The organism is Polaromonas sp. P5_D5, from assembly GCF_054049435.1.
This window is the reverse complement of record NZ_JBFUMJ010000002.1, coordinates 616872-636889: the sequence shown is the minus strand read 5'-3', so window position 1 is coordinate 636889 and position 20018 is coordinate 616872. Positions and strand designations below refer to the sequence as shown.

The 20018-nt window shown below is 61.2% G+C and carries 18 protein-coding genes; 9 read left to right on the top strand and 9 right to left on the bottom strand.

The window, feature by feature from the left end; genetic code table 11:
- Positions 1–31 precede the first annotated feature (31 nt).
- From gtdA to ACXJKE_RS09640, 9 genes are all read left to right on the top strand, one after another.
- A complete protein-coding gene (gene gtdA, locus ACXJKE_RS09680; protein ID WP_457280370.1) occupies positions 32–1126 on the top strand; it encodes a gentisate 1,2-dioxygenase in 1095 nt (364 codons plus the stop codon).
- Positions 1123–1818: a fumarylacetoacetate hydrolase family protein gene (locus ACXJKE_RS09675; RefSeq protein ID WP_457280369.1), complete on the top strand. Its 696-nt coding sequence runs from the start codon at positions 1123–1125 to the stop codon at positions 1816–1818. Before gtdA ends, ACXJKE_RS09675 begins: the two co-directional genes overlap by 4 nt.
- Before the next feature lie 192 nt (positions 1819–2010).
- The gene (locus tag ACXJKE_RS09670; RefSeq protein WP_457280368.1) at positions 2011–2520 is read left to right on the top strand and encodes a TRAP transporter small permease; all 510 of its coding nucleotides are present in this window, start codon (positions 2011–2013) and stop codon (positions 2518–2520) included.
- Positions 2517–3836: a TRAP transporter large permease gene (locus ACXJKE_RS09665; RefSeq protein WP_457280367.1), complete on the top strand. Its 1320-nt coding sequence runs from the start codon at positions 2517–2519 to the stop codon at positions 3834–3836. Before ACXJKE_RS09670 ends, ACXJKE_RS09665 begins: the two co-directional genes overlap by 4 nt.
- A gap of 82 nt (positions 3837–3918) precedes the next feature.
- On the top strand, positions 3919–4971 hold the full coding sequence (locus tag ACXJKE_RS09660; RefSeq protein ID WP_457280366.1) for a TRAP transporter substrate-binding protein: 1053 nt from the start codon (positions 3919–3921) through the stop codon (positions 4969–4971).
- A gap of 279 nt (positions 4972–5250) precedes the next feature.
- Positions 5251–6219, top strand: coding sequence for an MBL fold metallo-hydrolase (locus tag ACXJKE_RS09655; RefSeq protein WP_457280365.1), 969 nt, complete (start codon positions 5251–5253; stop codon positions 6217–6219).
- Between the two features lie 130 nt (positions 6220–6349).
- Positions 6350–6904, top strand: a complete 555-nt coding sequence (locus tag ACXJKE_RS09650; RefSeq protein ID WP_457280364.1) for an NUDIX hydrolase — start codon at positions 6350–6352, stop codon at positions 6902–6904.
- Between the two features lie 147 nt (positions 6905–7051).
- On the top strand, positions 7052–8038 hold the full coding sequence (locus ACXJKE_RS09645) for a recombination-associated protein RdgC (RefSeq protein ID WP_457280363.1): 987 nt from the start codon (positions 7052–7054) through the stop codon (positions 8036–8038).
- A 19-nt stretch (positions 8039–8057) separates the two neighbouring features.
- The gene (locus ACXJKE_RS09640; RefSeq protein WP_457280362.1) at positions 8058–8768 is read left to right on the top strand and encodes an aspartate/glutamate racemase family protein; all 711 of its coding nucleotides are present in this window, start codon (positions 8058–8060) and stop codon (positions 8766–8768) included.
- A 6-nt stretch (positions 8769–8774) separates the two neighbouring features.
- Here the strand turns inward: ACXJKE_RS09640 and ACXJKE_RS09635 are convergent, their stop codons facing one another.
- The 9 genes from ACXJKE_RS09635 to ACXJKE_RS09595 all read right to left on the bottom strand — a co-directional run bounded on the left by ACXJKE_RS09635 (position 8775) and on the right by ACXJKE_RS09595 (position 20012).
- Positions 8775–12419, bottom strand: coding sequence for a molybdopterin cofactor-binding domain-containing protein (locus ACXJKE_RS09635; RefSeq protein WP_457280361.1), 3645 nt, complete (start codon positions 12417–12419; stop codon positions 8775–8777).
- Complete coding sequence (locus tag ACXJKE_RS09630; protein ID WP_457280360.1) at positions 12416–12910, bottom strand: (2Fe-2S)-binding protein; 495 nt, start codon at positions 12908–12910, stop codon at positions 12416–12418. Before ACXJKE_RS09630 ends, ACXJKE_RS09635 begins: the two co-directional genes overlap by 4 nt.
- Before the next feature lie 57 nt (positions 12911–12967).
- Entirely contained in the window at positions 12968–13705 is a 738-nt protein-coding gene (locus ACXJKE_RS09625; RefSeq protein WP_457280359.1) for an ABC transporter ATP-binding protein, read from the bottom strand.
- Complete coding sequence (locus ACXJKE_RS09620; protein WP_457280358.1) at positions 13705–14484, bottom strand: ABC transporter ATP-binding protein; 780 nt, start codon at positions 14482–14484, stop codon at positions 13705–13707. The genes ACXJKE_RS09625 and ACXJKE_RS09620 overlap by 1 nt, the downstream gene beginning before the upstream one ends.
- Complete coding sequence (locus tag ACXJKE_RS09615; RefSeq protein ID WP_457280357.1) at positions 14481–16376, bottom strand: ABC transporter permease; 1896 nt, start codon at positions 16374–16376, stop codon at positions 14481–14483. Before ACXJKE_RS09615 ends, ACXJKE_RS09620 begins: the two co-directional genes overlap by 4 nt.
- Before the next feature lie 151 nt (positions 16377–16527).
- Positions 16528–17715 (bottom strand): ABC transporter substrate-binding protein, encoded by a 1188-nt coding sequence (locus ACXJKE_RS09610; protein WP_457280969.1) that lies wholly within the window; start codon positions 17713–17715, stop codon positions 16528–16530.
- Between the two features lie 93 nt (positions 17716–17808).
- A complete protein-coding gene (locus ACXJKE_RS09605; protein ID WP_457280356.1) occupies positions 17809–18393 on the bottom strand; it encodes an amino acid synthesis family protein in 585 nt (194 codons plus the stop codon).
- Between the two features lie 46 nt (positions 18394–18439).
- A complete protein-coding gene (locus ACXJKE_RS09600; protein ID WP_457280355.1) occupies positions 18440–19081 on the bottom strand; it encodes an amino acid synthesis family protein in 642 nt (213 codons plus the stop codon).
- Between the two features lie 22 nt (positions 19082–19103).
- Positions 19104–20012: a UPF0280 family protein gene (locus ACXJKE_RS09595; RefSeq protein WP_457280354.1), complete on the bottom strand. Its 909-nt coding sequence runs from the start codon at positions 20010–20012 to the stop codon at positions 19104–19106.
- Between the last annotated feature and the right edge of the window lie 6 nt (positions 20013–20018).

Here is a 20018-nt window from a genome sequence, read left to right as displayed (position 1 = left end):
GATCTTTCACCCCAGAGACTGGACATCCATCATGGACATGACGCCCCCTACCGCCCCAGGCCAGCCCTCAGCACCCCACGGCGCTGCACGCAAGGCCTTTTATGAAGCCATCTCGGCGCACAGCATGACGCCGCTGTGGGAAGTGCTGCACGCGCTGGTGCCGCAATCGCCAAGCACCCCCTGCCAGCCGGCGCTGTGGAAGTACGCCGACGTGCATCCCTTCCTGATGAAGTCGGGCGAGCTGATCACCGCTGAAGAAGCGGTACGCCGCGTGCTGATCCTGGAGAACCCCGGCCTGCGTGGGCAGTCGTGCATCACGCAGTCGCTGTACGCAGGTCTGCAGGTCATCATGCCGGGTGAAATAGCGCCCAGCCACCGCCACACACAAAGCGCATTGCGCTTCGTGGTGGAAGGCCATGGCGCCTTCACCGCCGTGGATGGCGAGCGCACGCAGATGAAACCCGGCGACTTCATCATCACCCCCAGCTGGACCTGGCATGACCACGGCCACGAAGGCCGCGTGGAGTCCGATACACCGGTGGTCTGGCTGGACGGCCTGGACATCCCGATGCTGCGCTTCTTTGATGCAGGCTTTGCCGAAAACGGCACGGCCAAGCAACAGGAAGTCACCAAGCCCCAAGGCATCAGCAGCCACCGCTACGGCGCCAACATGCTGCCGATGCGGTATGACGCCCCGTTCGGTGAAACCTCACCCATCTTCAGCTACCCCTACGACCGCACGCGCGAAACCCTGCACCAGCTGGAAACCCATGCCGACATCGATGCCTGGGACGGCGTCAAGCTGCGCTATGTGAACCCGGCCACCGGCGGCTCGCCCATGCCGACCATGGCCACCTTCATGCAACGCCTGCCGGCCGGCTTTGAGGGCAAGTCATGGCGCCAGACCGACGGGGCCGTGTTCAGCGTGGTCGAGGGCACCGGTTCCGTCAGCATTGAGCGCGATGGCAAAACCTCGACTTTTGAGTTTGGCCCTTGCGACCATTTTGTGATTCCGTCGTGGCACACTGCGCAATTGCGTTCGGCGCAAGGTTGTGTGCTGTTCAGTTTTTCAGACCGCCCGGTGCATCAGGCCCTGGGCATACACAGAGAAGAAAGGTTGTCATGAGTTTTGTCATCACCCCACCGGCCGCAGTGTCCGTCCCTGTTGTGGGCACCAAAGACCGTTTTCCCGTGCACCGCATCTACTGCGTGGGCCGCAACTACGAAGAACACGCCAAGGAAATGGGTTTTACAGGCCGTGAGCCGCCCTTCTTCTTCCTCAAGCCCGCTGACGCCGCTGTCGTGGTGGACGCCGGCGTCACGGGCACCATTCCCTACCCATCGCTGACCAAGAACCTGCACCACGAAATCGAGCTGGTCGTGGCCATTGGCACCGGCGGTAAAAACATCAAGGCGGCCGATGCGCAAAAGCACATCTACGGTTATGCCGTGGGCCTGGACATGACGCGTCGCGACCTGCAGGGCGAGATGAAAAAGCAGGGCCGCCCCTGGTGCATTGGCAAAGCCTATGACCACTCCGCGCCCATCGGCCCCATCACACCCGCGGCCCGAGCCGGCGACGTGGCCAATGCCGAGCTCTACATCCAGGTGAACGGCAAGGACCGCCAGCGCAGCCATGTCTCCAAGCTGATCTGGAACATCGCGGAAACCATTGAACACCTGTCGGCAGCATGGGAGCTGCAACCGGGCGACCTGATTTATACCGGCACGCCTGAAGGCGTCGCGGCTGTGGTTTCGGGCGACACCATGGTCGGCGGTGTGGCGGGGCTGGAAACACTCACCGTCAAAGTCATCTGAACACGGGGTTAGCAAGCGCATGTCACGGCGGGGCAGCTGCGCGATAACCGCGCAGCTGCTTTAATCACCGCGCAAATACCCCGCTTTACCCGGGGTAACCCGCCTGACTGCTTGCCTCCTCAATTCTGATAATCGGCTTACCCGGTTTTTGGGAGCTCCCAAATGCCAAGACCTGCTTTTTGGAGAGCCTTCTTGAAAATCCTGCAGTCCCTTGCAAAATTCTGCGCTGTGCTGGCGGGCGTTCTGCTCACGGTGATCACGCTCATGACCTGCGCCAGCCTGATCGGCCGCAACCTGCTGGGCGCTACCCTCGTCGGCGACTTCGAACTCACCGGCGTGGTCACGGGGGCCGCGATCGCGCTGTTCATGCCCCTTTGTCAGATCAAACGCGGCAACATCATCGTCGACTTCTTCACCGCCAAACTGGGCGAAACCTCTAACGACAGGCTGGACCGTTTCGGTGCGTTGCTGTTGGGCCTGGTGTTTGCCCTGTTGGCCTGGCGCACGGTGCTGGGCGGCCTCAATTCGTACAACACGCACTCTGAAACCCAGATCCTGGGCTTTCCCGAATGGACGGTGTATGCCGCCATGGTCCCGCCTTTTGTGCTGACCTGCGTGATCGGTGTGTGCCAATCCGCGTTCGGCTTCGGCGACGCCCATGCGCCGCACAATCCGCTGGACGAGCTGGAGGCACACGTATGAGCTCCATCACCCTGGCTCTCGTCATTTTCGGCATCATGCTGGTCTTCATGGCCGTGCGTGTGCCTATCGCGGTCGCCATGTTTACCGCGGGCGCCATTGGTTACGTGATGCAGACCGGCTGGGGGCCGTTTTCCAGCTTCCTCAACACTCAGGCCTTCGCGCGCTTTGCCAGCTACGACCTGTCGGTGATCCCGCTCTTCATCCTGATGGGACATTTCGCAACGCAGGGCGGCATCAGCCGCGCCCTCTTCGGGTTCGCAGCAGGTGTGATGGGCCGGTTCAAGGGCGGTCTGGCCATGGCGTCCATCCTGGCTTGTGCGGCTTTCGGCGCCATCTGCGGCTCCTCGGTGGCCACGGCCGCCACCATCACCGGCGTGGCGCTGCCCGAGATGAAGCGCCACGGCTATTCGGGCCGCCTTGCCACGGGTACGCTGGCAGCCGGCGGCACGCTGGGCATTTTGATCCCGCCCTCGGTGCCACTGGTGATTTACGCCATCCTCACGGAGCAGAACATCGCCAAGCTGTTTGCCGCAGCCATGGTGCCGGGCATCATCGCGATGTTCGGCTACATGGTGGCCATTGCCATCTATGTACGGCTGGTGCCCGGACAGGCGCCCGAAGTAGACAACGACAGGCCGCCGATGACGCTGGCTTCCGCGCTGGGGATACTGCCCATCGCCATCATCTTCATCATCGTCTTCGGCGGCATTTACGGCGGCCTGTTCACGCCGACTGAAGGCGCCGCGGTGGGTGCCGCCGCCACTTTCGTAGCCGCCTTGCTCAAGCGCGAGATCACCTGGGCCAAATTCAAGCTGTGCTTTTATGCCACGGCGGAAAGCTCGGCCATGATCTTCCTGATCTTTATAGGCGCCGACCTGATGAACTCCGCCCTGGCCCTGACACAGGTACCCAACCAGCTCGCCGGCGTGGTCGGCGGCTGGGGACTGTCACCACTGATGGTTGTCACGGCCATCCTGCTGTTTTACGTGGTGCTGGGGGCAGTGATGGACGAGTTGTCGATGCTGCTGCTGACGATTCCTATCTTTTTCCCGATGGTGATGGGCCTGGACTTCGGCATGACCAAGGAATCCACCGCGATCTGGTTCGGCATCATGGTGTTGATGACCGTCGGCTTTGGCATGCTGGCGCCGCCGGTGGGCCTGAACGTCTATGTGGTCAATGGCCTGGCCAAAGACGTGCCTATCAGCGAAAGCTACAAGGGCGTCATGCCCTTCCTGATCAGCGACACCCTGCGCACCACCCTGCTGCTGCTTTTCCCCGGCATATCGCTGTGGCTGGTGAAATACATCAGCTAGCAAGCCTGCGGCTAGGGCTTTCACCGCTTCTCAAACCCGCTCCCATGCCTTAAGTTAGGCATATTGTTTACAGGAGACATGCATGATTCAACGACGAACCCTTCTCAAAACCAGCGCCGCCGCAGCCTTGGGCGCACCGGCGCTGTCGGGCCTGGCCCAGCAGGCCGTGACACTGAAGTTCCATACCTTCATGTCGCCCTCGTCCAATGTCTGGCTGGCCATGCACAAGCCCTGGATGGAAAAAGTCGAAAAAGAATCCGGCGGCCGCATCAAGTTTGAAGGCTATCCGGCCATGCAGCTGGGCGGCACGCCGGTGCAGCTCTACGACCAGGCCAAGGACGGCGTGGTTGACGTGGTGTGGACATTGCCTGGCAACACGGCCGGCCGCTTCCCGCGAATCGAGGTGTTTGAGCTGCCCTTCATGATGTCCAACGCCGAAGCGACTTCCAAGGCGTTTTGGGAATACGTGCAAACCGTTGCACCCGATGAATTCAAGGATACGCAGGTGCTGGCACTGCAGGTGCACGGCCCCGGTGTGATCCACACGGTCGACAAGCCCGTCAAGTCGATTGCCGACATGCGCGGCCTCAAGCTGCGCGCGCCGACCCGCCAGGTCACCAAGCTCATGGGCGTGCTGGGCGCCACGCCCGTCGGCATGCCGCTACCGCAAATCCCCGATGCGCTGAGCAAAGGCACCATCACCGGCTGCGTGATTCCGTGGGAAGTGGTGCCTTCGGTCAAGGTCAACGAGCTCACCAAGTTCCATGCCGAGTTCGACCCCGCCGGCGGCAGCCTTTACACCACCACCTTTGTGATGGCCATGAACAAGGCGAAATACAACTCGCTCGCGCCCGACCTCAAGAAGGTCATCGACAACAACTCCGGCATGGCCACCTCGGCCTGGCTGGGCAAGGTGCAGCAGGGCAACGACGTTCCCGGCCGCAAGACCGCCAGTGACCGCGGCAACACGATCTACACCGTGAGTGCGGCCGAAGCCCAGGAATTCCGCCGCAAATCACGCACGGTGGAAGTCGAGTGGGTGGAAGACATGAACAAGAAGGGTTTTGACGGCAAGAAACTGCTGGACACGGCACGCGCCCTGATTGAAAAGCACACCAAGACGACCAAGGCTTGATCAACAGGCCGCGCTAGGTGCGCATTCACGAAACCGGGCTTATGCCCGGTTTTTTTATGCTTCACCTATGTTCTTGTGCCTTTTCGGCCTTCAGCCCAATGAATACGGGCGCAACCAGCTCCTGATTTGATAGCGCGCCACCTCAGGCAAAACCTGCACGACAGCCGGGTTACTGCAACTGCGGCTTCATTCATGGCGCGTCTGCATAAGAATCCACCCGGCCCCCGTATGACGGGTGAGCCCGGTTCATCATTCCCTTTACCCCAAGGAAGTTCTTTCATGTCACGCATTTTGAAAACCCTGGCTGCCACCATCCTGGCCTCAAGCCTGAGCGCTTCTTTCACCCTGCCCGCTTTTGCGGCCGGCCCCATGGTCAAGACCCAGGCGCCCGGCTACTACCGCGTCACACTGGGCGATTTTGAAGTCACAGCCCTGTCGGACGGCACTGTCAAGCTGCCCGTGAAAGACCTGCTCACCAACACAACGCCGGCGAAAGTCGGCGCGGCACTGAAGCGTTCATTTTTACCTGACGCAGTCGAGACTTCAGTCAATGCCTACCTCATCAACACCGGCAGCAAGCTGGTGCTGATCGACACGGGTGCGTCCGGCCTCTTCGGCCCGACGCTGGGCAGCCTGCAGGCCAACCTCAAAGCCGCCGGCTACCAGCCCGAGCAGATCGACGAGATCTATATCACCCACATGCACCCCGACCACGTGGGCGGCCTCGTGGTGAACGGCGCCATGGCGTTTCCGAATGCCGTGGTGCGTGTGGACAAGGCGGACGCCGATTTCTGGCTGGATGAAGCCAAAATGAACGCAGCGCCCAAAGAATCCCAGGGCTTTTTCCAGGGTGCCATGGCGTCCATCAAGCCCTACGCAACGGCCGGCAAGCTCAAGACCTTTGAAGGCGCCACCGAGCTCGTGCCCGGCGTGAAGGCGCAGCCCACCCACGGCCACACGGCCGGCCACAGCGTGTATGTGGTGGAAAGCAAAGGGGAGAAGCTGATGCTGTGGGGCGACCTGATGCATGTGGCGGCAGTCCAGTTCGACAACCCGGAGGTCACCATCAAGTTTGACTCCGAGTCCCCACCGGCCGCCAAGGAACGCGCCAAGGCCTACGCCGATGCCGCCAAAAATGGTTACCTGGTCGGCGCGGCGCATATTGCCTTCCCCGGCCTTGGCCATGTGCGCAAGGGCGCGGGCAAGGCTTACACCTGGGTACCGGTGAATTACTCGTCGCTGAAATAAGAAAACAAACGAAATACGCGTTAAGCCCAATAAAAACGGGCGCGAGTAGCTACTTTTTTGATAGCACGGCAGCAAGCCTGCCGTGCGCCTCGGCAGGCCTCGGCCGGCGCAAAGCCGCTACACTCATCTGATGCAACGACCGCCCCTGAACCACTGCCGCGTCTGCGGCACCGCCGTGGCTTATCGCTTGCCGGACGACGGCGACACAAAAGAGCGGGCCGTCTGCCCGGCCTGCAATACGGTCCATTACGAAAACCCGCTCAATGTCGTTGGCACCGTGCCCAGCTGGGGCGAGGACGGCGCGCAAGTGCTGCTCTGCAAACGCAATATCGAGCCGCGTCGGGGCAAGTGGACATTGCCTGCCGGCTTCATGGAGTTGGGCGAAACCACCTCGCAGGGCGCAGCCCGTGAAACGGATGAAGAAGCCGGCGCCCAATATGAGATGCTGGGCCTTTTTACGGTCATGAACGTGGTGCGCGTCGGGCAGGTGCACATGTATTACCGGGCTCGGCTTTTGAGCACCGAATTCAATCCAGGCCATGAGACCATGGAGGCCAAACTGTTCACTGAGGCCGAAATTCCCTGGGACGAAATTGCCTTCAAGACGGTCAAGCAGACGCTGGAGCAGTACTTCGAAGACCGCCGCAAGGGTGCCTACGGCATCCATTCGTTTGATATTGAATGAAGGCCTTCAAGCCCGTGCCGGCCGTTACATTCTGCAGGCAGGACGCCCGGTAGAATTTCTCTGTATCCGGCTGGTTCTCACCGCGGATTTTCCGCCCCCTCATCGGCCTTCCGGCAGTCTCTTTTTTTAACCTCTTCCCCGGATTTCATGTTCAACACCGCAATCTTTTTCCGCATTGCCGACGATTTTGTGCTTCCTCCGCTGGAAGCGCTTGAAGAAATTTTCCAGTCCCACCGTTTCGTTCCCTGCGGCGCAACAGAGCCTGAATCCAGTGGCTGGGTGCCACCGCGCGGCAACAAAAGCACCGTCCTGCTCGAAAGCGTGGGCCGCCAGCTGATCGCCCGGCTCTGCACCGAGCGCCGCCCTGTGCCATCGTCCGCCATCAAGGCCGCGGTGGAAGAACGCATCGAAAAATACAAGGAAGAAACCGGCCGCGAACGCGTGGGCGCCAAGATCAAGAAGGAGTTCAAGCAGGAAGTCATGCTGGACCTGTTGCCGCGCGCCTTCACCAAGCGCTCGACCACCACGCTCTGGATCGACGTCGTCAACAAATTCCTGGTGGTTGACTCCGGCAACCTCACGGGCGCCGACAAGATCGTGAGTTATCTCGTGGAAGCGTTGAGCGAGGTGCCGGGCGCCCTGCCCGGCCTGAAGGCCAGCCCCATCCAGACGCAGATGTCGGCCGCTGCCGCCATGTCGCACTGGCTGTCGACGCGCGAAGCGCCATATAACTTCACGGTAGACCGCGACTGCGAGCTCAAGACGCCGGACGACCAGAAATCCACGGTGCGCTACTCGCGCCACACGCTGGAGATCGAGGAAGTGGCCCAGCACATTGCCGCCGGCAAGTTGCCGACGCAGCTGGCGATGACGTGGAACGAGCGCGTGTCTTTTGTGCTGACGGAAACCGCGCAGCTGAAAAAACTCAAGCTGCTCGATGTGGTGCTGGACGGCGTTCAGGAAAGCGGAAAGGACGACGACGGCTTTGACAGCGATGCAGCCATCATCACCGGCGAGCTGTCTTCGCTGATTCCGGACATGCTGGAGGCGTTGGGCGGGGAACTCGCCGAGGGAGAAGTCACACCGCACCCGGCCACCTCGCCTGCTGCCGACCCGGTACCAGAGCCCGCGTAGCAAATAAGGAAGACAGGTCATGCCCCAACACATCGGTATCGTCGGCTGCTCTGCCGAAGGCGCTGCGCTTTGTTATCAAACCATCTGTGTGGAAGGCGCCAAGGCCATGGGGCCGCATGCCCATCCTGAAGTGTCGATGCATACGCCGTCGCTTTCAGATTACATGGCGTGCATTTACCGCAATGACTGGAATGGCGTGGGCGACATCATGCTCGCTTCCGCGCACAAGCTCGCAAAAACCGGAGCTGACTTTCTTATCTGCCCGGACAACACCATCCATCAGGCTTTTGCTTACGTGCAGGAGCGATCCCCCTTGCCCTGGCTTCATATTGCGGAAGTCGTTGCCGAAGAAGCGGTCAGGCGCGGGTTCCGGTGCATCGGCATCACCGGCACGCGATGGCTCGTCGACAGTGAGGTCTACCCCGACAAGCTCGCGGCCCGCGGGCTGCAATACTTGCGTCCAGACAGCGCGGAGCGCGACGAAATCAACCGCATCATCATGGACGAGCTGGTGTACGGTGTCTTCAAGCCCGAAGCGATCGCATATTTCCAGAAAGTCATCGAGCGGATGAAAAGCGACGGCTGCGACGCAGTCGTCCTGGGCTGCACGGAAATCCCCCTGATCATGAGCGATTCAAACTCGCCCCTGCCGACTCTGGACTCCACACGCCTGCTGGCGCGCGCGGCGCTTGTCAGGGCGACGCAGGCCGTGCGGCCTTCGCCTGATTGAAAAGATTCAGTGCTGGCCCGGCGTAGCGCGGAGGCGTGAAACGGTTGCCGGCAAATCCTGCCAGGCCGGTTCCGAGGGTGCATAGCGTCCGCGCATATAAGCCACCAGCGCGGCAACCTGGGCATCATCCAGGCTGTGACGAAAAGCCGGCATGAACCCGATGTCTTTGCTCGCCGGTGACTGAATTCCCTCAAGGATCACCTGCACCAGATTGTCGGGCCGCTCGCTGTGCAGCTTGCTGTTAAGGGCCAGCGGCACGTTCACCCCCAGCAGTCGCGGGCCGTCGCCGTCGTGATGGCACGATGCGCAAGCGCCACTGAACAGGCGCTGGCCAGGGCCCGGCAAGCTGACAGCCGATTGCCGGGTGGACAAGACGATCTGCCCGGTGCGCTGGACGCTTTCAGCTTCCGTAGTTGGCTCATTAAAAGACACGAGATAAGTCGCCATCGCACGAATATCTTCTTCAGGCAAGGCGGCCAACTCCTTGATCACTGGTGCCATCGGACCCGCGGCAATGCCGTGCTGCGGTGAGTAGCCGCTACGCAGGTAGCGGTACAGCTCCGCAGCATTCCAGGGTACGGGCGCACGCGAGAGTGCAGTCAGCGCTGGAGCGTCCCAGCCATCCACCACGGCTCCGCTTAAAAAGGCCTTTCCGCTGCGCTCGGCGCCTGCGGCGTTGCGCGGCGTATGGCAGGCGCCGCAATGGCCCAGACCGTTGACCAGGTAGGCGCCACGATTCCATTCGGCAGTCTGCGCCGGGTCGGCACGGTAAGGCGCCGGCTCATGAAACAGCGCGTTCCACCCGGCCATCAACGGCCGCACGCTGAACGGGAAGGTCAGCCGCGTGGCCGGTGGTTCCGATCGCACGGGGGGCTGGGCCATCAGGTAGGCATACAGCGCGGTCAGGTCTTCATCGCTGGTTTTGGCGAACGCGGTATAGGGAAACGCGGGATACAAATAGCGGCCATCGCGGGAAATTCCTTCACGCATGGCGCGCTGGAAGGCGCTGAAGGACCACAAGCCTATGCCGGTGTCCGCATCGGGTGTGAGGTTGGTGGTGACAATCTTTCCGAAAGGCGTATCCATGGCCCTGCCGCCGGCATTGGGTATACCGCCGGGTGCTGTATGGCACACCACACAATCGCCCGAGGCCGCGAGCTGCCGGCCGCGTTCCAGCGTTGCGGCGGTGTAAACGGATGTGCCGCTTTGCACCACCGGAGCGATGACCGACCGGCCACCTGCCAGCGCCCACACGATGCCCACAACCCCCGCGAGCAAGGCGCCTGCGCGTGACCACCAGGCCACGCCTTTCGGCCATGCCGCGCCCTCAGGTACGGGATTGGGCAACCGAGCTGGAGCTGTTGGGATGTCCGGCTCGGGTGCCAGCCCGGGATTGAGCGCGGCACGCACCACTTCCGGCGTAAAAGGCGGCTGGCGAAAGCGCACGCCGGTGGCATCAAAAATGGCGTTGGCGATGGCTGCCGTACCCGGCACCGAAGACGACTCTCCGGCGCCAAGCGGTGGCTCACCGGGGCGCGCCATGGTCACGACCTCAATCACCGGCACGTCCCTGAAGTTGAGGATGGGGTAGCTTCCCCACTCCAGGCTGGTCACCTGATTTGTTTGGGGTGACACCGTGACCTGTTCCGTGAGTGCACGGCTGGTCGTCTGCACCACGTTGCCATGGATCTGGTGCTGAACCCCGGCGGGGTTGATCAGCGTGCCGGCGTCATGCCCTACCACGACGCGCCGGACATGCACCTCGCCCGTCTTGCGATTCACTTCGACGTCAGCCACCCAGGCCGCCCACGCCGCCCCGAACCCCGGCCATTTGCTGTGCATGTAGCGGGCATACGCAAAGCCCTGGCCGCGCACGACGTCCTGTGGATCACCAGGCGCTGTAGGCTGCTGCTGCGGCGTCGTATGCGCCATCCAGCCGGCGCGCTCGGCCGTGGCACGCACCAGCTCGGCGGCGCGCGGCTCCTTCAGGTACCGCAGCCGAAACTCCACCGGATCGACACCCGCTGCTGTTGCCAGTTCGTCGATGTAGGACTCATGCGCGAATGAATTGGGCAGCGCCGAGACACCGCGCAGCCATGACGCACGCAATAGCGGCGCCATGTCATTGACGGCGATGCGCATGTTGGCGTATTCGTAGGGTGGCCGGGCGGTTCGATCGCCCATTTCATAGGACTGCGCGACCGGTTCGATGGTGCGGGTGAGCAACAATGCCAGCGTGGGCGCGCCATTCGAAGGATAAGACGTTTGAAAGTCATATGCCGCGACCGACCCGTCGGCATTGAGCCCACCGTTCACCTGCATGAGCTGGGCTGCGCCTTTGGGTTCCCAGGCATGTTCCTGCTCACGCGTCAGCTGCACACGGACAGGGCTGCCCACAGCACGCGAAAGCAGCGCGGCATCTGCCGCCACATCGTCAGCGCAGTTTCGCCCGTAGCAGCCCGCCGCCTCCATGCGGATCACGTCGATGGCGACGTCGGCAAGGCCGGTCAGGCGCGACAGGTCAGCCCGCAGCACGTGGGGGTTTTGGGTTCCTGCCCATACCGTCAGGCGCTCCTGCTGCCAATCGGCCACGGCACACGAAGGCCCGAGGGAGCCGTGCATTTGATAGGGCCAGACGTAGTTGCGCGCCAGGGCTTGTGCCGCGCTTGCCATCGCGGTGTCCACGTTGCCGTCGTCGACAAGCCTGCGCTGCGTGGCCGGGTTGTTGCGGATCGCCTGCTCAAGGTCGCCCAGACTGGCGAGACCGGGCCACGGCTTCCAGCTGACACGCAATTCACGCAGCGCCTGTTCGGCCTGCTCTTCCCGCTCTGCAACGATGCCGACAAAGTCGCGGATCACCACCACCGCGCGAATGCCCGGAATGTGGGAAATCGATGATTCGTCCACCGATTCCAGCGTATTGCCGATGAAGTCGCCGTGGTCAGCCCCGGCATAGGGCGGGCGCACGACGCGGCCGTGCAGCATGCCGGGTACGCGCATGTCGTGCACAAATGTCAGTGCCCCGGTGGCCTTGGCCGGGATATCCAGGCGTGCCGCGCTGGTCCCCACCAGGCGGTAGTCGGCAGCATCCTTGACAGGGGTGCCCTGCACCAGCGAGAGATGTACATGCTCATTGGCCAGCAACGCGCCATACGTCACCGATTTATCTTCCTGCCCTGCCACCGAAACAACGCCATCTCGCACGGCGAGGAGGGAAGGATCCACCTGCAGTACGCCCGCTGCGCGCATCACCAGCCACGCGCGTGCCTGCGCCGCCGCGGCCCGCAAAGGGACGGCATGAACCTGGATGGACGCGCTGGCAATCGTGGCCCCCTGATTGGGCGCACGCGTCGTGTCCCCAAGAACCATGTTGACCTGCCCGAGCGCAACGTCGAGCTCTTCAGCCACGATCTGCGCCAGGGCCGTCCGGATACCGGTGCCTAGATCGACATGGCCGTTCAGGGCCGTCACGCTGCCGTCATCCCACACGGCAACCAGTATTTCAACGCCCTCTTGCGGATTGGCGCTGACCAATGCAGGTTGGCCACGGGCGGGTGGAGGCGCCGGCGGCGGCTCGCGGCTCACCAGCAAGACGCCGCTGGCCGCATGAAAATCGGCGCGTGTCAGGGGCGCATCGGCGCGACGCGTCATGGCGAGTTACCCCGGGCAAGGCTTTGGCGCGTCAGCTCTGCCGCACGCAATACAGCCCTCACGATCTCCAGGTGCGTGCCGCAGCGGCAGAGATTGCCGGACAGCTCGCGACGTATGTCGTCCTCGCCCGGTGCGGGGTTTCGCGCCAGCAATGCGACAGTCATCAGGATCATGCCGTTCAGGCAGTAGCCGCACTGGGCGGCCTGCTCTTCGATAAACGCCTGTTGGACCGGGTGAAGGGCCGCCGGCGTACCCAAACCCTCAAGGGTGGTGATTTCGCGGCCTGCCACGCCACATGCCGGAATAACGCAAGCGCGTGCCGCCACGCCATCGACCAGCACGGTGCATGCGCCACACTCGCCCAAACCGCAGCCATATTTCGGGCCATTCAGCGCGAAATCGTTACGCAGCACGGTCAGCAGGCTGGCCTGCTCCGCAACAGGCAGCGTACGCTCCAGCTGGTTAACGGACAGTGTGACGATGAAACCCATATTTACCGAACCGGTGCGGGCTCGCGTGGTGATTTCTCAACATCGATGAGATACGGCCTACACACTGAGATAGGCACGGCGCACTTCTTCATTGGCAGCCAGATCCGCCATGGATCCTTCAAAGCGGATTTGCCCTTTCTCCAATACATACGCCCTGTCGGAAACCAATTCGGCGAAATGCATGTTTTGCTCGGACAGCAGAATGCTGACACCGTGGGCCTTCAGCTCCAGGATCATGTTGGCCATTTGCTCCACAATGACGGGCGCTACGCCTTCGGAGGGTTCGTCAAGCAGAACCAGATAGGGATTGCCCATCAAGGTCCTGGCCACTGTCAGCATTTGCTGCTCGCCACCACTCATGCGGCCGCCGGGACGCGTGGGCATCTCACCCAGGTTGGGAAACAGCTTGAAGAGGCGTTCCGGCGTCCACAAGGGCGCCTCACTGCCGTCGGGCCAGCGGCGCGGCGCCTGCCGCCCTACTTCCAGGTTCTCGGTCACTGTCAGGTCGGTGAAGATTCGCCGGTCTTCCGGCACAAAGCCCAGGCCCATGCGAGCCGCATGGTGTGGTTCACTGCTGGAGATATCCTTGCCAAGAAAAGCCACGCTGCCGCGGCGCTTGTCGAGCATCCCGATCAGCGTCTTCAGGGTGGTCGATTTGCCGGCGCCATTGCGCCCCATCAGGGCAACGACTTCGCCGCGCCTGACAGCCAGGTTGACGCCAAACAGTATTTGCGCCGCGCCATACCAGGCCGACAGGTCTTTCGCCTCCAGCAGTATCTCGTTGCCGTTGCCCATCACGCAGTTTCCTTTTCAATGGCTTTTTTCTCGAAGGTCTTGCCACTGCCGAAATAGACTTCCTGGACTTTGGGGTGGTCGCGGATATCCTGCGGCTTGCCTTCCGCAATCAACCGGCCACGCGCCAGCACGATCATGCGGTCAGCATAGGCAAACACCACGTCCATGCTGTGCTCGGTAAAAAGCACCGCCATGCCCCGGTCAATGACCAGTTGTTTGGTCAGCGCCATCAAGTCGTTTCGCTCCCTGGGAGCCATACCGGCTGTCGGCTCATCCATGAGCAGCAACTTGGGGTTGTTGGCCATGGCCATGGCCAATTCCACACGCTTGACATCTCCATATGCCAGCACGCTGCAAGGGCGGTCAGCCTGCGGCTTCATGTTGACCTGCTCAAGCAGCGCCATGGCCTCGTCGCGCTTGTAATCTGCGGCACGGCGCCACATGGAAAAAAGCCGATGGTCTGCGGACAGCAAGGTCATCTGGACGTTCTCCACGACCGTGAGTGAAGAAAAGGTTTCGGCGATCTGGAATGTCCGACTGACACCGCGCCGCCAGATTTCACGGGGAGCCAGGCCGATCAGCTCCTGCGAGTCCAGCTGGATGGAGCCTGTATCTGCGCGCAGCTGACCGTTGACCATATTGAACGTGGTTGACTTCCCGGCACCATTGGGTCCGATCAAAGCCAGCAGTTCACCCGCCGCCAGCTCAAAGTTCACACCATCGACAGCCCTGACACCACCGAACGATTTACCCAGTCCTGACACCTTCAGCAAGCTCATGACTTCTCTCCCGCACTGCGGCGACTGGCCAGCAGCTGTTTGGCAAAGCCTGCAATCCCCTGGGGAAACAGCAGCACAAGAACCAGGATGATGGCGCCCAGCATGGCGCGCCAATAGTCGGTATTGCGCGCCACGGTATCGTGCAGCCATGTGAACGTGACGGCCCCCACGACAGGTCCCAAAAGCGTCTGGATACCCCCCAGCAAAACCATCACCAGACCGTCGATCGACTTGCTGACGTGCAGGCTTTCAGGCGAGATGCTGCCTTTTGAAAAGGCATAAAGCGCGCCAGCCAGCCCCGCAAAAGAACCCGCAATCACAAACGCGGCCCATTGCAGACGTTTGACATTCATGCCGATGGCATCAGAGCGCAGCACCGAGTCGCGTGCCGCACGCATGCCATAGCCAAACGRCGAATACAGCATCCGGTGCATCAGCAAGACGCCCCCGGCCACCAAGACAAGGGTGAGGTAGTAATAAATACGTTTGTCCGCCAGCCACTCAGAGGGCCATACGCCGGTCAATCCGTTGCTGCCGCCGGTGAACACGTCCCATTGATAACAAATAGCCCAGGTAATTTGCGCAAAGGCCAGCGTCAGCATGGCGAGGTAAACACCGGACAACCTGACGCAGAACCAGCCATAGACAAAAGCGCCCAGGGCCGCCACGAGGGGTGCAACGACCAGCGCCAGCTCCATGGGCATGTTCAGGCTGCGCACCAGCAGCGCGGCACCATAGGCCCCAAGGCCGAAGTAGGCGGCATGCCCGAACGAGTGCATCCCCGCGGGTCCCATGATGAAATGCAGGCTGACAGCGAACAGGACGGCAACCAGCAGATCAATCAGCAGCACTGTCACGTAAGGCGACTGCGCCGCCAGCACAGGCATCAAAGCCAGTACCGCCAGCAGGCCCGCACAACCCCAGGCATACAAGCGGTGCGGCCTGCGCAGCGGTTCTTCAGCCATGCCTGTATGCCGGCTGGGCGCCTGGGGCCTGCCGAACAATCCCCAGGGACGGGCCACCAGGACAACCGCCATTACGACGAACTCCACCACCAGGGTCAGCTTGGAAAAAGAGATGCTAATGCCCGCAATTTCGACCAGCCCCAGCCAGATGCAAATGGCCTTGAGTTCGGCAATCAGCAGTGCCGCTACGTAGGCACCCGGGATGGAGCCCATGCCCCCGACCACCACCACCACAAACGCGGCGCCGATGATGTTGAGGTCCATTTCCAGGTTGGCGGGCTCGCGCGGTAGCTGAAGCGCGCCCCCAAGGCCCGCCAGAAGTGCGCCCAATGCAAAAACGGCTGTGAACAGCCACGCCTGGTTCACACCCAGCGCGCTGACCATTTCGCGGTCCTGGGTAGCAGCCCGGACCAGGGTACCCCATCGGGTTTTAGTGAGCAAAAGCCAGAGCAGGCCCAGGACAACAGGTCCCGCGACGATCAGAAAAATGTCATAGGAAGGAAACTGGCGTCCGAGAATCGCCACGGAGCCCGTCAGACCGGGCGCCCGGGGACCAAGCAGTTCTTCGGCACCCCAAAACCAGAGCACGCCGTCCTTGATCACCAGGCCCAGGGCAAACGTTGCCAGCAGCTGGAATAGCTCCGGTGCACGATATATACGGCGAAGCAACAAGACCTCGACCAAGCCACCGAGAACACCTACAGCCAAAGCAGCCATCAACAGAGCAGGCCAGAAACCCAAGGTATTGCCGAGAGCACTGACCAATGAATAGGCAACGTAGATACCCACCATGAAAAAAGATCCATGGGCAAAATTGACAATCCGCGTAACACCAAAGATCAACGACAAACCAGCTGCCACGAGAAACAGCGACGATGCGCCGGCCAGGCCATTAAGCAACTGCACGATAAAGCCTGAGAAGCTCATGAACAAACCTTTTTTCTGCGGGATAGCGTGGCCGGCAAGCAGCGCACAGCGGACACACCATTAACATGACGGCGGCACCGGAACTGCCGGCAAACCGCGATGGGTGCATGCACGAGGCGCGGCACCTGCCGCCGTCAGCACTTGCCTCGGTCTAGTCGGCAGCGCGCATTTTTTTCACTTCAGCGTTGCTGGGCTGGACTTTTGAACCGTCGATATATCGATAGTCGACCATCACGCCCTTGCCGCCTTCATTTTTTGTGCGGCCCACATAGGCCCCCATGGTGGACTGGTGGTCTTCCGGTCGAAAAACCACGGGGCCGAAAGGTGTCGTCACATTCAGGCCGCGGAAAGCGGTAATCAGCTTTTCCGTATCGGTTGATTTCGCCTTTTTCATGCCTTCGGCCAGGGATTTGATGGCGCTATAGCCGACCACGGAACCCAGGCGCGGATAGTCTTTGTACTTACTGTGATAAGCAAGGAAGAAAGCCTTGTGTTCGGGAGTCTGGATGCCGTACCACGGATAGCCGGTAACCACCCAGCCGTTAGGCGTTTCTTCCTTGAGCGGATCGAGATATTCGGGTTCGCCCGTCAACAAGCTGACGACTTCACGCCCCTGAAACAGGCCGCGGGTATTGCCTTCACGAACAAACTTTGAGAGGTCGGCACCAAAAAGAACATTGAAGATGGCATCCGGCTTGGCGTCCGCCATGGCCTGCACAACACTGCCAGAGTCGACTTTGCCCAACGGAGGCGCCTGCTCGGCCACGAACTCCACATCGGGCTGTACGGCCTTCAGCAAGGTCTTGAACGTCGCGGCTGCGGACTGCCCATACTCATAATTGGGGTACACCACTGCCCAGCGCTTTTTCTTCATCGCGGCGGCTTCAGGGACCAGCATGGCAACCTGCATATAGGTGGAGGTCCGCAAGCGGAATGTGTAGCGATTGCCGTTTTGCCAGACGATTTTGTCTGTCAAAGGCTCAGCCGCCAGAAAGAAGAACTTTTTCTGCTTGGCAAAATCGGTCAGCGCCAGACCGATATTGGAAAGGAAGGAGCCCGTCAGCACGTCAACTTTTTCGCGCGAGACAAGCTCTTCGGCCGCACGAACCGCATCACCCGGATTTGCGTTGTCGTCGCGGATAACCAGCTGGACTTTCTTGCCGTTGATGCCGCCACCAGCATTGATTTCTTCAACGGCCAGCTCCATGCCTTTCTTGTACGGTTCCAGGAAAGCTGGCTGGGCCTTGTAGCTGTTTATTTCCCCTATCTTGATGACGCCCTGCGCATGCGCGTTCACGAATGAGGTCATCAGTCCGAGGAAAGCGACGGTGCTCAGCATTTTGTTGTGCAGCTTCATAAATACTCCTGGTTGTCGTGGATCAGATAGACGGCGATGGTGAGTCATTGGTGATAAGTAGGTTGGCAGCCGGGGCTACCTTAACCCATCCTCCCCCTTGATTTCGTGGATTTGAAGCCCCCCCACGCGCGGCAGGGGGCGGCCGCTGTCCGTGACGACGACAGCCACCACGATTTCGTTGGCCCGGGGGGCATCGGCAATGCGCGCCTCCATGGCATCAAAGTGGCTGCGCACGAATGCGGCATCCTTGTGTCCCAGCGGCACGTCAATGGCAGTACCCAGGCCACCGCGCTTTTTACTTGACGGCACCAGAGCAGCACCCTTTTCCACCGCCAGGCGCAGTGGGGCGCCCAGTCTGGGATGCAGGATCGCTGCCGCATGCTCGAGCTCGCCTGCCTCACCCACGATGGCGGCCTTGCCGTAACTATGGGCCTGGCCCGGCGCAATGCCAAGGGCCTGCACGCACTTTTGCCCCAGCAGCCCGCCAAGCTCTTCGCCGATGTCAATCAGCGCATCGAGTTTTTCCGCGTACACCCCGGAAAAAGGATTCTCGATCACGGCCATCGCCAATGCCTTTCGCGTCGGAGGAGCGACGACCTTTCCCATCTCGATGTATGTTTCGTCGATTTGCACAACAATTTTTCGAATCCTGGCTGTCATGGTTTTTCCTTGTCTCGGTGACTGCTAAATATCTGGCGCATCGGGTTTAACGCAAGCCATCCCATTTGGCGATGGCACTGGCGGCCAGCCCACCCACCCGGGCGTGAATGCGCGGGCCCGTGCTCATGGCCAGGATGAAAACGATTTCGTCTGGCAAGGGAGCCCCTGGCACACGCACCTCAATGGCGTCGAAATGGCTACGGACATAACTCGCATTGACGTGCGTTAAAGGAACATCCAGCGCCGTACCCGGCGCACCCACTTTTTTTGTCGAAGGAACGATGGACAAGGCATTACCGGGTTGGCCGGTTTTTTCCTCAGCCTGCCCACGGGCATAAGCGTTGCGATCACCTTTCCAGCCAAGCAGCTCACGCATCGCGTACCCGCCGGGCACATGCCAGAGCGCACCATGCTCCAGTTCCCCTGCCGCGCCCACAATCGCTCCTTTTCCGTAACCCTCAATATGTTCGGCCGGCACCGCCATTGCGGCGCGCAGACGCTCAGCCATCTGGATACCCACGGGCTGAAGCTGGTCCATCATCGGCAGGAGGTCGGGCTCATACCGCCCCGCAAACGGGTTGGTCAGCACCGCGCCAACTGCCCCGCGAAGCAGAGGCACCGGCGCTATCGGACCGAATTCATGCCGTATCTGCTCCACGTGCGTAAAAATACGCCGAATTTCAATCATGGTGTGAGGTCCATTCATTTCATTAAGCAAATACCGAACCAGCCGGCACTTCAGCACTGTGATTTTGCAATCGTTGCGACGTTTTATCAGAGGTGGTCATCAGCTGGTTTTGGCAAACCAGCGCAGCCGACCAGATCAATCCCGCCGCCTGCAGAGCCTGTGCGCGTTCAAGCCCGGTGCGCAGTGCGCGCCGAACCGTTTCCGCCTCCAGCAACGGCACCTCAATTGTCACCAGCATTTCGCCAAGGTCGGTGTCGTCCTTCACGTCACAAGCTCTGCTGCGTTTGATTCGCACGTCGGCAACATCGACCGCATTCGCAATCATGGTGGCTGCAGCATCCGCTTGCGCGGCAGTACGCGCAAGGACCGTCACGCTGTCGGCAATACCCAGAGAAAAGCTTCGCCCTCGCCAACCGCTGGTAGCGACGCCGCGAACAGGAAGCGCGCTGGAAACCTCGAATTGCCCGTCGGTATGAACGCCGGCCAATACCTCGTTCACATCGAGGCGCGCCAGATCTGCATACAGGCCGATCCGCACAGATTGCGCTGGCGCCAAGTGCAGGGCAATGTCACCGCCGTTGTTGACCCAGGCGCGGTCTATCCCGCCATTGGCATAACAGGCGACCAGCTCCTGCGCGACTGCACCGGCAACGGCCGCCATCGGGGTGATGAAGCCATGCCGGTAAGGGTGGCACGCATTCCACATGCGCCGGGCTATGACCCCTTCCAGATGGCACTCATCCCGTACAGGCTGCCGCAGGAGAGGAAGTTCCCCGACCAGCTCGCCGAGGATATCGCTGAAACGCTCCCACGCTTTGGCATGAGCGTCCTCTACCGCAGCCGGCCTTCCATGGGCGCCAATGATGATATCCATCGGACCATGCTGGAAATGCCAGCGCCCGTCGGGAAGTTGCAAGCGTTGAGAGTTCATGTGCAA